The organism is Modestobacter sp. I12A-02662 (assembly GCF_041028325.1).
Lineage (GTDB): Bacteria > Actinomycetota > Actinomycetes > Mycobacteriales > Geodermatophilaceae > Modestobacter.
The window spans coordinates 12897-28357 of the sequence record NZ_JABGDE010000010.1; the positions used below are offsets into that span (position 1 = coordinate 12897).

Below are 15461 nucleotides of genomic sequence, written 5' to 3' on the forward strand. Positions count from 1 at the left end.
CGGGCCTCTCGTGACGGATTCCTGCGAATCCTTCCGCAGATCAGTCCGGAGTCATAGCCTCCGGTCCACCCGTACGAGGAGGCTCCATGACCCGGTCCGAGGCCCTGCGTTCCGATGCGCAGGCGATGTCCGACGAGCTCCGGCAGCTCCGGCACCAGCTGCACCGCCGTCCCGAGATCGGGCTGCACCTGCCCAGGACGCAGGAGACCGTGCTCGCCGCGCTCGACGGCCTCGGCCTGGAGGTGAGCACCGGGACGGAGCTGTCCTCGGTGACCGCGGTGCTGCGGGGCGGCCGGCCCGGGCCCGCGGTGCTGCTGCGCGGCGACATGGACGCCCTGCCGGTGCAGGAGGAGACCGGGCTGGACTACAGCAGCGAGGTCGACGGCGTCATGCACGCCTGCGGGCACGACCTGCACACCGCGATGCTGGTCGGCGCGGCCCGGCTGCTCAGCGCCCACCGCGAGTCGCTGGCCGGCGACGTCGTCTTCATGTTCCAGCCGGGCGAGGAGGGCTGGGACGGCGCCGGCTACATGCTCCACGAGGGCGTGCTCGACGCCGCCGGTTCCCGGGTGACCTCGGCGTACGGCATGCACGTCATGTCCTCGGCGACACCGCGCGGGCAGTTCACCACCCGGCCGGGCACCCTCATGGCCGCCAGCGACGAGCTGCGGGTGACCGTGCACGGGTCCGGCGGGCACGGATCGGCCCCGCACCTGGCCCGCGACCCGATCACCGTGGCCGCGCAGCTGGTGGGCGACCTGCAGACGATGGTGACCCGCCGCTTCAACGTGTTCGACCCGGTCGTGCTCACCATCGGCACGTTCCACGCCGGCACGAAGCGCAACATCATCCCGGACCAGGCGGAGTTCTCGGCGACCGTGCGGTCGTTCTCCGCGGAGGCGCGGGAGCTGATGCGGACCGCGTCGGTGCAGCTGTGCGAGTCGGTGGCCGCGGCCTACGGGCTCGAGGTGGACGCGGAGTACCTCGAGGAGTACCCGGTGACGGTGAACGCCCCTGAGCACGCCGCGTTCGCCGCCGGCGTTGCCCTCGAGGTCTTCGGCGACGACCGGTACGCGCCGCAGGCGTACCCGCAGGCCGGGTCCGAGGACTTCTCCCGCGTGCTGGCCGAGGTGCCGGGCGCCTACCTGTTCCTGGGCGCGGCGCCCGGCGACGACCACGAGACCGCGCCGAACAACCACAGCCCGCGTGCGGAGTTCAGCGACAGCGTGCTCGCGGACGGCACGCTGCTGCACGCCGAGCTCGCGGTCCGCGCCCTGGAGCGGGACGCCGCCCCGGCGTCCGCCTGAGCCCCGGTCCGGACGGCGCCGGCCGCACCCGGCGCCGTCCGGACGGACTCGTCCCCCACCTCACTGGTCACAGCTCGGCGGGGTTCCCCGCCCGGACGCCTCCCCGGCGGTAGACACCTCCCATGGGCACCTTCCCCTGCCCGCAGCGCCCCGGGACCGGGGCGGAGGGCGGCATCTCGATCTCGGCCGACCCCGTTCCCGTCCTCAGCGAGGCGCTCGCCCGCGCCGGGATCCCCGTCGTGGCCGGCCTGCGGCTGACCACGGACGGCGACCCGGTGCGGGCCGCGCGGGTCACGGTCACGGTGCGGACGGCGGACGGCGACCTCGGCCGGCCCGTCGAGCTGACCGCCGACGTCGTCCCCGGCCGGCCGACGGTGCTCACCGACGTCCCGCTGGTCCTGGACGCGGACCGGCTGGCCGCGGTCCCCGAGCCCTGCCCGGCCTCGCTCACCGTGCAGGTCGAGGCGGGCGGCACGGTGCTGGCCAGCGCGACCACCCCCCTGCGGGTGCTGGGCGCCGGGCAGTGGCTGGCCTCTCCTCCCCCGCTGGCCCTCGAGCTGCTCGCGGCGCACGTGCTGCCCGACGACCCCGCGGTCGCCGGCCTGGTCGGCGCCGCCACCGACCTGCTGCGCTCGCGCACCGCCGATCCGCTGCGGGTCGACGAGACGGCCGCCGCGATCGTGGAGGGGATGCGCCGCCGCGGGATCCGGCCGCGGCCGGTGACCGCGGACTGGCGGGACGTGCCGCAGCGGGTGCGCACCCCCGCGGAGGTGCTCGAGGAGCGCGCCGGCACCACCCTCGACGTGGCCGTGACCCTCGCCGCCGCGTTCGAGCACGCCGGGCTGCGTCCGCTGCTGTGGGTGGCCGCCGACCGGCCGCACGCCTTCCTCGGCTACTGGCGGGTGCCGCACCGTGCCGACGGCGCCGCGGTCACCGACGTGACCGGCCTGGCCGAGCTGGTCGAGCGCGGGCTGGTCCAGCTGGTGGAGACCGCGCTGCTGCGGGTCGGGGCGGAGCCGGCGACCTTCGGCGACCTGCACCGCACCGCGGCCGCCACCTGGCTGACCGGGGACCTGCACCGGCTGGTCGGCGTCACCGACGTCCACCGGGCCCGGCTGGACGGCGTCGTCCCGCTGCCCGGGGACGACGGGCTGCTCGGCGCGACGCGGCGGGCGGCGCGTGACCGGCGGCGGCGGGCGGCCGGGCCGACGGCCGCGCTGCTCGACCTCGACCTCCGTGGCGGCGAGGACGGCCCGCTCCCCCTCACCGTCCCCCCGGGCCGGCTGGCCGCCATCGCCGACCAGCTCGGCGCGGGTGCCGCGCTGACCCTGCTGCCGGCCGACCAGCTCGGCGCCGGCGCGCGCCGCCGGGGCATCCGCGCGGCCCGCGACCTGCCTCCGCACCAGCTGGGTGAGCTGCTGGTCGAGCACGCCGGGCTGTACACCGAGGTCCCGTCCGACGACTACGCCGTCCGGCTCGGTGACCTGGCCGAGCGGGCCCGCCGGGTCGTCGAGGAGCGCGGCACCAACGACCTGTGCCTGGCGCTGGGCTCGCTGGCTTGGGAGGTCGACGGCCGGCCGGCGCGCTCGCCGCTGCTGCTGGTGCCGGTCGTCCTCGCGCCCGGGGCGAGGGCCGGCTCGTGGCGCATCTCCGCCGACCCGGCGGGCACCGTCACCCCGAACGGCTGCCTGCTCGGCGAGCTCCGCCGGCGGCACAGTGTCGCCGTTCCCGAGGACGCCGCCGACCTCACCCCGGTGCTGCGGCAGGCGCTGGCCGCCCAGGGGCTGCCCTTCCGGGTGGAGACGACCGCCGAGCTGACGCTGCTGCCGGCGGCCGCGTTCCGCGTGCGGGAGGACGCCGACCGGCTGGGTGCCGCCGCGCTGCGCAACCCGCTGGTGCCGGTGCTGCTGCGGCCCGGCCAGCCGTTCGCCGAGCCCGAGCCGGCACCGGGGAGCGACCTCGACGAGCTGGCCGCCGCCCTGCCGCTGCCCGCGGACGGCAGCCAGCTGCGGGCGGTGGCCGACGCCGCCGCCGGGCACTCGTTCGTGCTCGAGGGGGCGCCGGGGACCGGCAAGACCCAGGCGGTCGCGAACCTGGTGGCGGCCGCGGTGGCCGACGCCCGGCGGGTGCTCGTCGTCGGCCCGCAGCCGCGCGCCCTCGACGTGCTGGCCCGGCGCCTGGACGCCGCGGGACTGGGCGCGCTGACCCTGGCGCTGCACGGCGCCGCCGGGCAGCCGGCGGCCGTCCGCGCGCACCTCCGCCGCACCCACGAGCGGGCCTTCTCGGGCTCAAGCCCGGGGGCTTTCTCGGGCTCGAGCGCGGGGACGGCGCTCCGGGACGAGCTGCGGGACCTCCGGCGGCGCATCGCCGAGTACACCGACCGGCTGCACGCACCGAACGCGGCGGGGATGTCCGCGTACTCGGCGCACGCCGGCCTGCTGTCCGCCACCGACGGCCCGCCTGCCCTGGCGGTGCCCCCGGAGTTCGTCTCCAACGCCTCGGCGCGCACCACCGCGGCCGTCCGCCGGGTGCTGGCCGGGCTGCCCGAGGTGGCGGCGCGGACGCGACCCCGGGCGGGGCACCCGTGGGGCTTCCTCGACTCCGCGGACGTCGACCCGGTGGCCGTGCAGGCGGCCGTCGTCGCCGTCGACCGCGCGCTCGCCGCCCTGCCGCCCGCCGGCCCGCTCGCCCGGGTCGTCGCCGCCGCCCGGACGCCGGAGGACCTCGACGCGGTGGCCGAGGTCCTCGACGGCCCGGCCGTTCCGCTGCCCGCGCTCGACGCGACCTGCGCGCCGGGCTGGGACGACGAGGTCGAGGAGCTGCTCGCCGAGGTCGCCGGCTTCACCGCGGTCGAGCACCCGGGGCTGGACGTCGCCGACCCGCGGGTCCTCGACCTGCCGCTGGTGCGCATCGCCGCGGACGCGCGGGACGCCGCGGTGTCGGGCCGGTTCGGCCGCGGCCGGCGACTGTCCGCCGTCCTCGCCGAGCTGGCCCCGACCCTGCGGCCCGGCGCCGCGGTGGAGCCGCCGGCCGTGCCGGAGCTGATCGAGCAGCTGCTCGACGTGCACGACGCCGTCCGCGACCTGGCCGCTCGCGCCGCTGCCGTCCCCGGGCTGCTGGTGCCGTGGAACTGGAACCCGCTGACCGATCCGCACCTGCTCGACCGCCAGGTGGCCCACCTGCGGCGGCTGCGCGACGCGCTGACCACCGCGACGGCGTTCCTCCCCCACCTGCGCCGCTTCCTCGACACCGCGCCGGTCGAGGACCCGGTCCGGGCCGGCCGGGTGCGCCGGCTGCGCGCCGCGCTGGCCGCGCTCCCCGCCGCCTGCGCCACCTCGGCACGAGGGCTGCAGGAGTGGGCCGGGGACGGCGGCGTGCCCGCGCTGTGGGAATCCACCCAGCCCGGGCGCGCGATCGACGAGTTCGGCCTCCCCTCGCTGGCCCGCTGGCTGGACCTGCTGCGGCACCTGCACCTGCTCGACGCCGCCGGGCTGTCCGGGGTGCGTGAGGTCCTGCTGTCCGGCGCGGTTCCGGCCCGGGACGCCGTCGCCGCGTTCGACCGCGGGTTCGCCCAGGCCTCCTTCGTCGAGCGCCGCGCAGCCACCGGGCTGTCCGCCGCCGACGCGCGCGCCCAGGAGGAGGCGGTCCGCCGGTTCCTGGCCGCGTCGGCGGAGGCCCGTGCGGAGGTGCGGGCCGGGCTGGCGGCCCGGGCGCTCGCCGCCCGGGACATGCCGGAGGAGCCGGCACTCGACGCCCCGGACGTCTGCGGGCTGCTCACCGACCCGGGTGCCGCGGCGCTGACCCCGTGCGTGCTGGCCACGCCCGACACGGTGGCCCGGTCCCTGCCGGCGACCGCGGGTTCGTTCGACCTCGTGGTGGTGCTCGAGGCGTCCCGGCTGCCGGTCGCCGACGCGCTGGGCGCGCTCGGCCGCGCCACGGCCGCGGTCGTCGTCGGTGACCGGCGGCAGCTGCCGCCGCCCGGCGCCCGCCCCGGTGAGGACCTGCTCACCGCCTGCCTGCGGGTCGGCGTCCCGCGGCGTGAGCTCGGCTGGCAGCACCGGGCTCCCGACGGGGTGTCCGCGTTCGCCGACGCGGTGGCCTACGGCAACCGGCTGTCGGCGTGCCCGGCGCCCGGCGGGCCGGAGGTCTCGCTGGTCCGGGTGGCCGGTGCGTTCGCCCGGGCGGGCGCGGAGCGGCACACCAACGACGTGGAGGCGCGGGCGGTGGTCGCCGAGGTGCTGCGCCGGTTCGCGGCAGCGCCGGACGCCGATCCGTCGATCGCCGTGGTGACCCTGCACCCGCCGCAGCGGCGGCTGGTGGAGCGGCTGCTGCGCGGGTCCGGGGACGACCGGGTGGTCGCGGCGCTGGACGCCGGCGCCCTGCTGGTGCGCGACGTGGACACCGTCTCCGGCGAGCACCGGGACCTCGTGCTGCTCTCGCTCGCTTGCGCGCCGGACGCGCGCGGCGGCCTGCCGCTCGAGTTCGGCCCGCTGGGACGGGCCGGCGGCGAGCGGCGGCTCACCGTCGCGGTCACCCGCGCGCGCCGGCAGGTCGTCGTCTACGCGTCCTTCCCCGCGGCGCTGCTGCGGCCGGCGGAGACGTCGGCCCTCGGCGTCCGGCAGCTGCGCGCCTACCTCGACGTCGCGGCGCAGGGACCCGACGCGGTGCCGCAGAACGGCCGGCCGGCGCCGCCGCCTGACCCGCACCGCGAGGACGTGGCCGCGGCGCTGCGCGGCCGGGGGCTGGTGGTGTCCACCGACGTCGGGCTGTCCGGCTTCCGGCTGGACCTGATCGTCGCCCGCGCCGCCGCCCCGGAGCAGCCGGTGCTGGCCGTGCTGCTCGACGGGCCGGCGTGGGCGCAGCGCTCGCCGGTGGTCGACCGGGTCGCGGTCCCGGCCGGCCTGCTGGCCGCCCGCGGATGGCCGGCGGTCGAGCGGGTGTGGCTGCCGGAGTGGCTGGCCGACCGGGAGGCGGTGGTGGACCGGCTGACGGCCGCCGCGGCCAGTGCCGACCTGCCGGCGGCGGTGCTGCCCGCGGCCGAGCCGGTCGCCGAGGACGAGCCCGAGGAGGCCGACGAGCCGCCCTCGTCGGAGGCGCCCCGGCGGGTGCCGGCCCGTCCGGCGGTGCCGCCCGCGCGGCTGGCCGACGAGCAGCAGTTCCGGCCCTGGACGCCGGACGAGGCCGGCGAGCCGCGGCTGCTGCGGCAACTGGACGACCCGGAGACCGCGCGCCGGGTGCGCCGGGTGCTGGCGGCCGGGATCGCCGCGGAGGGGCCGATCCACCGTGACCGGCTGGCGGCGCTGACCGCGTCGGCCTTCGGGATCCCGCGGGTGAACGCGGCGCGGATCGAGTCGATCCTCGCGCTGCTGCCCGACCCGTCCGCGGAGTTCCTCTGGCCGGCGGAGCTGGACCCGGAGACCTGGACCGGCTTCCGCCGGCACGGTCGCGGGGTGGAGCGGCCGCTGGAGCACGTGCCGCCGGAGGAGATCGGCAACGCGATGGTGGCGCTGTGCCGGGCCGGCTCGGGGATGACCCGCGACGACCTGTTCCTGCAGACGCTGGTCGTGTTCGGCCACCGGCGGCGCCACCCGGTGCTCCTGCCGCACCTGGAGGTGGGGCTGGCGCACGCCGTCCGGGCCAGCCGGGTCGTCCGGGCCGGGTCGGGTCAGCCGATCACCGCCGCCTGAGCCGGTCAGCCCACGGAGACGGCGCCGCTGCCGAGGGGGACGAGCTCGACCCAGGTGGTGCCCGGGGCGAGCCGGACGGGGGCGCCGTCCGAGCCGGTGAGCAGGAGGCGGTCGCCGACGCCCGCCTTCGACCAGGTGGCGGGGACCGCGGAGCCGCCGGTCAGCACCAGCGCCTCGCCCGACCCGGTGAGCACGGTCTCCGGCACGGGGGTGCCGGCGGCGTCCCGGGCGGCGGTGTCCACGACGGTGACCCGGAGGACGACGACGTTCGTCGCCCGCAGCGGGGTGCCGTCGGCCTCGACGGCCGGCCGGCCGCCCTCGGCGCGCAGCCACCTGCCGTCCGGCGGGCTCCACGTCCACACCGGGTGGCTGAGCCCGGAGAGGGTGAGCCGCACCGCCGCCGCGGGCGTGCCGGCAGAGGGCGGCTCCCCCGGCGGGGCGAGGTCGAACTGCGCCGGCGGCGGGGCCTGGTGCGCGGCGTCGGCGGAGGCGAGCAGGGCCGCCGGGTCGGCGTAGATGTTGTGCGGCGCCGACCGCGCGCGGATGCGGTGGAAGCCGCCGTCCCCCCGCTCGAAGCTGACCGTCTGCAGACCGGCAGCCGCGAGCGCGTCGACGTACCCGGCCCTCCCGCCGGAGAAGGCGATCAGACCGCGCAGCGGCGCGGCGATGGCCGGGTCCATCGGCCGGACCGACCGCACCGGCCCGACCTGCGGCGGCAGCGTGGAGTGGTAGACGGCGACGAACCGGGTGATGCCGCCCTCGACGACCTGCTCCCAGACCACGTCCGCGGCGCCGAGGCCGGTCTGCGGCCGGGCGTCGACCGAGTTCTCGATCTTGACGGCGAGGGCCGGGCGCGGCGGGACGGGGCCGCTCTCGATGCCGGTGAGCGGCCAGAGCACCGGCGGGGGCGGCGGGGGCGGTGGCGGAGGCGGAGGGGGCGGCGTGGGGCTGGCACTGGTGGTGGGAGCCGTCGCGGCGGTCCGGACGGTCTCCCCGGAGGGGGTGCAGGCGACCGAGCCGAGGAGCGCGACGCCCACGAGCAGGACGGCGCGGAGTGCGGTGCTGCGACGGGCCACGGCGACGCTCCCGGGTCGGCCTGCGGGCGGGCTCGTCACCCTAGGGAGCCGCGAGCCGCCGCGGGGACTCACGGGCGGCCCGACCTCGGTGGCGGGCTAGGTTGCTCCGGTGATCGAGCGCTGGTTCGAGGACTACGTGCCGGGGACGACGGCGGAGGCCGGTCCGATCCGGGTCGAGGAGGCCGAGGTCGTCGAGTTCGCCCGGCGCTTCGACCCGCAGCCGTTCCACGTCGACGCCGAGGCCGCCGCCCGGGGTCCGTTCGGTGGGCTGATCGCCAGCGGCTGGCACACCTGCGCGCTGATGATGCGGCTCCTCGCCGAGGAGTACCTGTCGCCGGTGTCGAGCCTGGGCTCGCCCGGCATCGACGAGCTGCGGTGGCTGGCGCCCGTCCGCCCCGGGGACGAGCTGGTGCTCCGGACGACGGTCGAGGACGCCCGGGTGTCCCGGAGCAAGCCGGACCGGGGCATCGTGACCACGCTGGTGGAGATGGTCGACCAGGCCGGCTCGGCGGTGCTGCGGCTGCGGGCGACGAACCTGGTCCGCACCCGCCCGGCCGGCGCCGGCTGACCGTCGTCCGGTCGCGCCGGAGGGAGGGTCATGCCATCGACCCGCGACGTCCCCGTGCTGCTGCTCGACGTGGACGGCGTCGTCAACGCGCTCCGGCTCGACCCGCCCGACGGCTGGCAGCGCGGGCTGTTCGAGGGCTTCCTGATCACCTGGGACCCCACGGTCACCGCCCGGCTGCGGGACCTGCACGAGTCCGGCCGGGTGGAGATCCAGTGGCTGACCACGTGGGCGGAGAACGCGGACCGGGTGCTGGCCGAGCCGCTGGGCCTGCCCCGCGGGCTGCGGACCCACGCCCGGCCGGGCATCGGACCGACCGGCTTCGCCGGTTCGCTCGGCGGTGCGTCCGGGTGGTGGAAGCTGGCCGCGGCCCAGGAGGTCGCCGAGGCGGAGCCGGACCGGCGGATCGTGTGGATCGACGACGACCTGGGTGAACGGGCCGAGGAGACCGTCGAGTGGCTGACCGCGCACCCTCAGGTGCTGGTGGTCGCCCCGGACGTGTTCGAGGGCCTCACCCACGCCCAGCTGGACGAGATCGAGGCCTGGCTCGCGAGGTGACCCGCACCGGCCATGTTGGCCAACATGGCCGTGGGAGGGACGACGACGGTCACGTGCGGTCGCTGTCCCCCGCCTGGAGGACGGCGTCTTCGGGCAGCCGGGGGCCGGTGTCGTGTACGCGGTCGGTCACCCGTTGCCAGAACCCGTCCCGGTCAGATCGGTCGGCCAGCGCCGCGAGCTGTGTGCGCAGGTACTGCTGCAGGGACTGCCCGGCCCGTGCGGCGCGCGCCGTGAGCACGTCGTGGACCTCGTCCGGGAGACGGATGGTGATCGACACCGGCATACAGCCGTCCTAGCACCGACCCCACCTGCTCGGGTGAGTACAAGGGGTTGACCGGCGGGTTTCCTGAGATCGTGTCCGGGTGCCGCTGACCGCCGCCGGGTTGCCCGACCTGCCGCCGGAGCTGTCCGGGCCGGTGGGCGTCGCGCTGACCAAGCCGGTCGCCGCCCTGCCGCACCCGAGCGCGCTGCCCGGTGGCTGCCGGTACGAGCCGAAGTGGGACGGGTTCCGGCTGGTCGTCGTCCGCGAGGTGACCGCCACCCGGGTCTGGTCCCGGCAGGGCCGCGATCTGTCCGGGCGGTTCCCCGACGTCGTGGCCGCCGCGCGAGCCCAGCTGCCGCCGGGCACGGTGGTGGACGGCGAGGTGGTCATCTGGAACGGGGACCGGCTCGACTTCAGCCTGCTGCAGCGCCGGATGGTCACCGCGGCCGGCCGGAACGGCCCGCTCGTCGCCGAGTACCCGGCCTCGTACGTCGCCTTCGACGTGCTCGCCGTCGGCGGCGCCGACCAGCGGTCGGAGCCGCTGTGGCGGCGCCGGACGCAGCTGGAGGCGCTGGCCGGGGGCTGGTCGCCGCCGCTGCAGCTCTCCCCGATGACCGAGGACCCGGCCGAGGCCGAGCGCTGGTCGCGTGAGTACCGGGCCGCCGGCGTCGAGGGCCTGGTGGTGAAGTCGGCCACCGGCCGGTACCTGCCCGCCCGGCGGGACTGGCTGAAGGTGAAGTCGTGGGAGACGACGGAGGTCGTCGTCGGCGGGGTGATCGGTGCGCTGGAGAACCCCAGCCAGCTGGTGCTCGGCCGGTACCGGGACGGCGAGCTGGTCGTGGTCGGCCGGACCAGCCCGCTGAACCCCGGGCAGGCCGCCGGGCTCGCCGCCGTCCTCACGCCGGCCAGGGCTGAGCACCCGTGGCCGGACCGGATCGGCACGGGGGCCTTCGGCGGTGGCCGGCTGTCGGTGCCGCTGACGAAGGTCGAGCCCTCGGTGGTCGTGGAGGTCAGCGCGGACGCCGCACTGCACGCGGGGGTGTTCCGCCATCCGCTGCGCTTCGTCCGCGCCCGCCCCGACCTCAACCCGGGCGACGTCCCACCGATCTGAGCGCTACCGGACCAGCAGGTCGATCAGCAGGACGGCGGCGAGCGCGGCGACCACCGTCAGGCTGAGGTTCCGGAACCGGTGGGCGATCCCGGCGACCAGCGCCATCGCCCCGAGCGCGAGCAGGTTGCTCCGCAGATCGCCGGAGCCGACGGTGCTGGTCAGCTCAACCGCGGCGATCCCGGCGAGCACCGCGGGCGCCAGGTGGTCCAGCCCCCGGCGGATCCGCGACGGCAGGGCGGTGGCGGGGACGAGCAGCACGAACACGATGCGGAAGACCCAGCAGATCGCGCCCAGGGCCAGCACCACGACGAGGTCAGTCATCACGGCTCACCGCCATCGCGGCCACGACACCGGACAGCGCACCGGCGACGATCCCCGCCGCGGGCAGCACCCAGGACACCGCCGCGGCCACTGCTCCGCCGACCAGGGCCGCGACCACGGCCGGCCGGTCGACCAGACGCGGCACCAGCAGCCGATGAACATCGCCGTCCCGACCAGGGTCAGGTGCGGCAGTGGCGGTAGCACCGGCGCGAGCCCGATGCCCAGGGCGATCGATCCGGTCCAGACGACCAGGACGGCGCCGCCGAGCCAGACCCAGTAGCGGCGGAAGTCCCGATCGGCGAGCTCCGGGCGGGAGCTGGCCATCAGATAGGTCTGGTCGATGATGAGGTGCGGCGCCAGCCAGCGGAACAGTGCCGGCTGGGCGCGGAAGCGGTGCCCGAGCGCGGCGCTGTAGAGCAGCAGCCGGGCGTTGACGACCGCGGCGCTGAGGACGACGGCGACCAGCCCCAGCCCCCGGTCCGACAGCGTGAGCGCGGTCAGCTGCGCGCTGCCGCCGTAGACGATCGGGCCGCCGAGCACGCCGGCCGGCCCGCTGGCGCCGGTGGTCACCACGGTCACGCCGAGCAGCACCCCGAAGGGCAGCAGACCGGGGACGACGGTGCGGGCGTCCCGCAGCGCGAGACCCCTTGCGTCGACACGGATCGCCGCGCGCGGCGTCGGCAGGGTGGTTGTCACGAGCAACCTCCGGTTCGTCAGGAGGCCGGCGGTCGCCGACCCGGGGACGACCCTGCTCGGGAACGCACGTCCGGTCTTGGCGCCGACCTGGAGACGGGATGGAGAACGTCAGCTCGCGAGGAACTGCTCGACCTGGTCGAGGAACCGCGGCCAGGCCGGCTCGTCGGGCAGCAGCAGGTGGTTGGGGCTGTCCAGCGACACGAACCGGCTGTCCGGGATGGCGGCGGCGATCAGCTGCCCCTGGCTGGGCGGCACGAGCTTCTCCCGCCGGGCGTGCAGGACCAGGGTCGGCGTGGTGACCAGTGGCGCCCGGGCCGCGACGTCCACGGCGTTGAACGCCTCGAGGAACCGGACGGCGTTCGTGCTGGGCGTCGTCCGGCGCTGGAGCTCGTCGAACGCCGTCCACGCCTCCGGCGGCCCCTCGGGCAGGAAGCGCATCGTGAACACGTGCCGGAAGATCGGGTGCTCGCGGCCCCAGCCGAGCTGCGCGAGCTCCGGCATCAGCAGGGCCTCGCGGACGTGCTCGGGCTTGCGCGCGCTCAGCGCCGGCCCGGTCATGAAGGCGCCGTAGAGCACCAGGTGGGTGACCCGCTCGGGGTGCCGGACGGCGTACTCGATGGCGACCGCACCGCCCTGGGAGATGCCGAACAGCGGGAACCGGTCCAGCCCGGCTGCGTCGACGACGGCCTCCAGGTCGTCCACCCAGTCGTCGACCGTGTAGCCGTCGGCGTCCAGGTCCGAGAGTCCGGTGCCCCTCTCGTCGTAGCGGAGCAGCCGGTACCGCGCGCCCAGCTCCTCGTACCAGTGCCGCCAGACCGGGCTCTCCAGGTCGTACTCGAGATGGGTGAGCCAGTTGGCCACCTTGACCAGCGGTGGCCCCTCTCCCGAGAACGCGTAGGCCAGCCGGACGCCGTCCGCGGTGCGGCAGAAGTGGACGTCCTGGTCCAGCGGGTGCCGGCGCCGGGCCGGCCGGGCGCCGTCCGCCGGCGCGAGGTCGGCGACGAACCGGAAGCCGTGCCCGTGCGCCGTCCGGATGACGGCCTGGGTCTGGCCGTCGTCCCCCAGGGCGCGGCGCAGCGCCTTGATCCGCGAGGTCAGCGCCGACTCGCTGACCATCCGGGTGTGCCACACCCGGTCCAGCAGCTCCTCCTTGGTCACCACGCGGTGGCGTTCGCGGAGGAGGACGACGAGGACGTCGAAGACCTGTGGCTCGACAGCGACCCGCTGCCCGGCCCGGCGGATCTCCCGGGCGCCGACGTCGACGACGAAGTCGCCGAAGCCGTAGGGACCACGGCCGTCTCCATCGGCACCGTCCATCGGACCTCGCCCTCTGCCGTCCGCGTCGAACCCTAGGACCGCCGGCCCCGGCTGGCGAGGGGCTTCCGGGCAGCATGACGTCCCGGCTCCCTGTGGGAGCCGGGACGTCGCGGGGTGGATCAGGCGGTGCGCACCTCGATGTCGACGCTGGTGCCGTTGGTCAGCACGTCGAACACCGCGGAGCGGCGCCGGGAGCGCTCGACCAGGCCGGCCAGCTCCTCCGCGGAGGCGTCCCCCTCGACGGTCATCGCGATCCGGATGCCGGAGTAGCCGTTCCGGACGTCGCGGTCGAGGCCGAGGATGCCGAGCAGGTCGATGTCCCCGGTGACCGTGGAGCTGACCTTCGTGAGCGTGATCCCGCGGGCGGAGGCGATGTTGACCAGACCGGCGGTGAGGCAGGCCGCGAGTGCGTGCAGCAGGAACTCCACGGGCGTCGGCCCGTTGTCCTCCCCGGTCAGCACCCGCGGGTGGTCGGCGTCGAAGGTGAACCCGCCGGAGCGGTCCAGCTCCTGGCCGGCGCCGAAGTACCCGTCGATCGTGCTGCGGTTGTGGGTGCCGCTGATCCAGTCGTTGGTGGCGCGGAACTGGAACTTCGCCAGCTCCGGGTGCTCGCGCACCGCCTCGCGCGTGGTGAGCAGCGCGTGCGTGTCGACGCCGTTGACGGTGGTCGTGGTGGTGGCGGTCATGGTGGTCGTTCCTCTCGGTTGGGATGGGTGGTGCGGTCAGGACGTGATGCGGGCGCCGAGTTGGAGGAGCCGGCCGAGGTCGTCCGCGTTGCGCCAGGTCTCGGCGATCCGGCCGTCGGCCAGGCGGAAGGTGAAGGTGGCGGTGAAGACCTGCCGGATGCCGGCGGCCGGGACGCCGAAGAAGCTCTCCTGCACGCAGGTGTTGGTGGCCCGGACGACGACCCGGTCGCCCTCGGCGATGACGTCGTCGACCGTCCAGGTCTGCTCGATCGGGCCGATGGAGGCGAAGAGCGCGTGGATCCCGGCGGCACCCCGCGGCAGGCCGGGTGGCCCGCCGGTCATCTGCCAGTCCGGCGTGATGAGGGTCAGCAGGGTGTCGACGTCCCCCGCGGTGACGGCGTCGAGGAAGCGGACGGCGGTGGCCTTGTTGTCGGCGAGGGTCATGCCTGTCTCTCCTTCAGGCTCAGGCGGCGATCGGGACGGCGTCGCCGGGGACCGGGAGGCCGGCCAGCCAGGACGACTCCCGCTCGATGGCGGCGGACAGCTGCTTCTGCAGGGCGGTGAACTGGTCGAGCGGCGGGAAGGCGGTCAGCGCGCGGGTGATCTGCAGGACGTCGCGGAGCGCGGCGCTGCGGGTGCGGTCGTAACGGTCGGCGATCTCGGCCTCCGACGCGCGCCCGGACAGCTCGTCGTCCAGGGCGCAGGCGAGCAGTTCGGCGTCCCGGAAGGCGTCGGTGATGCCGTGGCCGGTGATGGGGTCGCGGTGGTAGCCGGCGTCCCCGACCAGCGCCCAGCCCGGGCCGATGGGGTCCAGGACCTGGTTGGGCAGGTTCAGCGCGCCGCGGACCGGCGCGTTGATCCGTGCTCGGTCCAGGCGACGTCCGAGGACTGGCGCCTTCACTGCGATCAGCCGGTGGAGGGCGGCAGGCTTCTCGTGGCCCGCGCTCCTGAGCCCGGCGAGGTCGGTGTCCGGGGCGGAGATCCAGACGCAGGACTGGTCGCCGTGGGTCGGGAAGACGCCGATCAGCGCCTGAGGCGCGAGGTGGAACTCGAAACCGCCGGCGTCAAGGTCGTCGACGTAGGCGTAGAAGGTGCCGCTGGGCGAGATGGTGCGATCGCGGACCCGGGCGCCGACGTCGCGCGCCGTCTTCGACCGGAGACCGTCCGCGCCGACGACCCAGCGGCCGTGCAGCTCCCCGTCGCTGGTGTCCACCCCGCACACCCGCCCTGCCGCGTCGCGGCGGAGGCCGGTGACCGTCGTGGCCTCGTACAGCGTGACTCCGGAGTCGGCGGCCGCCTCGCGGAGCAGCGTGTCGAGGACGTGGCGGCGGGGCGCGACGAGCAGGTCGACGCCGGCGGTGGCCTTCACCGCGCGCTCGGCGAGGCCGTCGGGGGTGCCGAAGCCGATCGAGCGGATGGCCGGGGCGCCGCTGGCGAGGACCGCGTCGAGCAGGCCCCAGCGGTTGAGCTGGACGACGCCGGAGCGGGAGATGGCGTGGGTGGAGAGGGTGTCGCTCGGGAAGGTGGCGCGGTCCACGAGGGCGACGTCGTGACCCATCCGGGCCAGCAGGAGTGCGGTCGCGGCGCCGGCGCACCGTCCGCCCACGATCACGACGTCGTGGGTCCGGACCTGTCGGAATGTCACGGCTCGTCTCCCCTGGAGTCCGTCCGCCGCACCGTTGCGGTGGATGACTGCAACGGTGGCCGCTCAGCGGCGGGAGCACTTGGAGACGACGTGGTGACCGGGTGGAGAGCTCCGGACCCAGCTGGACCCGCCCTCCTCAGGGCTGACCACGACGGCGGCCCGCCCTTGACGAGCGAGAGCGGGCCGCCGTACCTCGATCAGCCGATGGGCTGCTTGGTGTCGCAGTCGAT

General features: G+C 76.3%; 13 protein-coding genes. 5 read left to right on the forward strand and 8 right to left on the reverse strand.

Annotated features, from left to right (window positions below; all coding sequences use genetic code 11):
- The first annotated feature begins 86 nt into the window (after positions 1-86).
- Both HL189_RS15565 and HL189_RS15570 read left to right on the forward strand, forming a co-directional pair.
- The gene (locus tag HL189_RS15565; protein WP_369134620.1) at positions 87-1307 is read left to right on the forward strand and encodes a M20 family metallopeptidase; all 1221 of its coding nucleotides are present in this window, start codon (positions 87-89) and stop codon (positions 1305-1307) included.
- A 122-nt stretch (positions 1308-1429) separates the two neighbouring features.
- On the forward strand, positions 1430-6994 hold the full coding sequence (locus HL189_RS15570; RefSeq protein WP_369134621.1) for a DUF3320 domain-containing protein: 5565 nt from the start codon (positions 1430-1432) through the stop codon (positions 6992-6994).
- 5 nt (positions 6995-6999) lie between these two features.
- On the opposite strand, the gene HL189_RS15575 is transcribed toward HL189_RS15570, so the two are convergent.
- Positions 7000-8070: a DUF3048 domain-containing protein gene (locus HL189_RS15575; RefSeq protein ID WP_369134622.1), complete on the reverse strand. Its 1071-nt coding sequence runs from the start codon at positions 8068-8070 to the stop codon at positions 7000-7002.
- A gap of 109 nt (positions 8071-8179) precedes the next feature.
- Between HL189_RS15575 and HL189_RS15580 the strand changes: the two genes are divergently transcribed.
- Both HL189_RS15580 and HL189_RS15585 read left to right on the forward strand, forming a co-directional pair.
- The gene (locus HL189_RS15580; protein ID WP_369134623.1) at positions 8180-8638 is read left to right on the forward strand and encodes a MaoC family dehydratase; all 459 of its coding nucleotides are present in this window, start codon (positions 8180-8182) and stop codon (positions 8636-8638) included.
- A gap of 30 nt (positions 8639-8668) precedes the next feature.
- Entirely contained in the window at positions 8669-9193 is a 525-nt protein-coding gene (locus tag HL189_RS15585; RefSeq protein ID WP_369134624.1) for an HAD domain-containing protein, read from the forward strand.
- A 49-nt stretch (positions 9194-9242) separates the two neighbouring features.
- Here the strand turns inward: HL189_RS15585 and HL189_RS15590 are convergent, their stop codons facing one another.
- Positions 9243-9476 carry a hypothetical protein gene (locus HL189_RS15590; RefSeq protein ID WP_369134625.1) on the reverse strand — a complete coding sequence of 78 codons (234 nt, stop codon included), beginning with the start codon at positions 9474-9476 and terminating at the stop codon, positions 9243-9245.
- Between the two features lie 79 nt (positions 9477-9555).
- Between HL189_RS15590 and HL189_RS15595 the strand changes: the two genes are divergently transcribed.
- A complete protein-coding gene (locus HL189_RS15595) occupies positions 9556-10566 on the forward strand; it encodes an ATP-dependent DNA ligase (protein ID WP_369134626.1) in 1011 nt (336 codons plus the stop codon).
- Positions 10567-10569: 3 nt separating this feature from the next.
- Here the strand turns inward: HL189_RS15595 and HL189_RS15600 are convergent, their stop codons facing one another.
- The 6 genes from HL189_RS15600 to HL189_RS15625 all read right to left on the reverse strand — a co-directional run bounded on the left by HL189_RS15600 (position 10570) and on the right by HL189_RS15625 (position 15231).
- Complete coding sequence (locus HL189_RS15600) at positions 10570-10887, reverse strand: AzlD domain-containing protein (RefSeq protein ID WP_369134627.1); 318 nt, start codon at positions 10885-10887, stop codon at positions 10570-10572.
- 6 nt (positions 10888-10893) lie between these two features.
- On the reverse strand, positions 10894-11583 hold the full coding sequence (locus HL189_RS15605) for an AzlC family ABC transporter permease (RefSeq protein ID WP_369134628.1): 690 nt from the start codon (positions 11581-11583) through the stop codon (positions 10894-10896).
- A gap of 108 nt (positions 11584-11691) precedes the next feature.
- On the reverse strand, positions 11692-12900 hold the full coding sequence (locus tag HL189_RS15610) for an alpha/beta fold hydrolase (RefSeq protein WP_369134629.1): 1209 nt from the start codon (positions 12898-12900) through the stop codon (positions 11692-11694).
- A gap of 119 nt (positions 12901-13019) precedes the next feature.
- Positions 13020-13586, reverse strand: a complete 567-nt coding sequence (locus HL189_RS15615) for an OsmC family protein (protein WP_369134630.1) — start codon at positions 13584-13586, stop codon at positions 13020-13022.
- 36 nt (positions 13587-13622) lie between these two features.
- Positions 13623-14030: an ester cyclase gene (locus HL189_RS15620; protein ID WP_369134631.1), complete on the reverse strand. Its 408-nt coding sequence runs from the start codon at positions 14028-14030 to the stop codon at positions 13623-13625.
- Positions 14031-14049: 19 nt separating this feature from the next.
- On the reverse strand, positions 14050-15231 hold the full coding sequence (locus HL189_RS15625; RefSeq protein WP_369134632.1) for an NAD(P)/FAD-dependent oxidoreductase: 1182 nt from the start codon (positions 15229-15231) through the stop codon (positions 14050-14052).
- Between the last annotated feature and the right edge of the window lie 230 nt (positions 15232-15461).

Bases quoted from the DNA above. Each gene is read 5' to 3' on its own strand.
- HL189_RS15565 (WP_369134620.1), top strand. From the start codon at position 87: ATGACCCGGTCCGAGGCCCTGCGTTCCGATGCGCAGGCGATGTCCGAC.
- HL189_RS15570 (WP_369134621.1), top strand. From the start codon at position 1,430: ATGGGCACCTTCCCCTGCCCGCAGCGCCCCGGGACCGGGGCGGAGGGC.
- HL189_RS15585 (WP_369134624.1), top strand. From the start codon at position 8,669: ATGCCATCGACCCGCGACGTCCCCGTGCTGCTGCTCGACGTGGACGGC.
- HL189_RS15590 (WP_369134625.1), bottom strand. From the start codon at position 9,476: ATGCCGGTGTCGATCACCATCCGTCTCCCGGACGAGGTCCACGACGTG.
- HL189_RS15600 (WP_369134627.1), bottom strand. From the start codon at position 10,887: ATGACTGACCTCGTCGTGGTGCTGGCCCTGGGCGCGATCTGCTGGGTC.
- HL189_RS15610 (WP_369134629.1), bottom strand. From the start codon at position 12,900: ATGGACGGTGCCGATGGAGACGGCCGTGGTCCCTACGGCTTCGGCGAC.
- HL189_RS15615 (WP_369134630.1), bottom strand. From the start codon at position 13,586: ATGACCGCCACCACCACGACCACCGTCAACGGCGTCGACACGCACGCG.
- HL189_RS15620 (WP_369134631.1), bottom strand. From the start codon at position 14,030: ATGACCCTCGCCGACAACAAGGCCACCGCCGTCCGCTTCCTCGACGCC.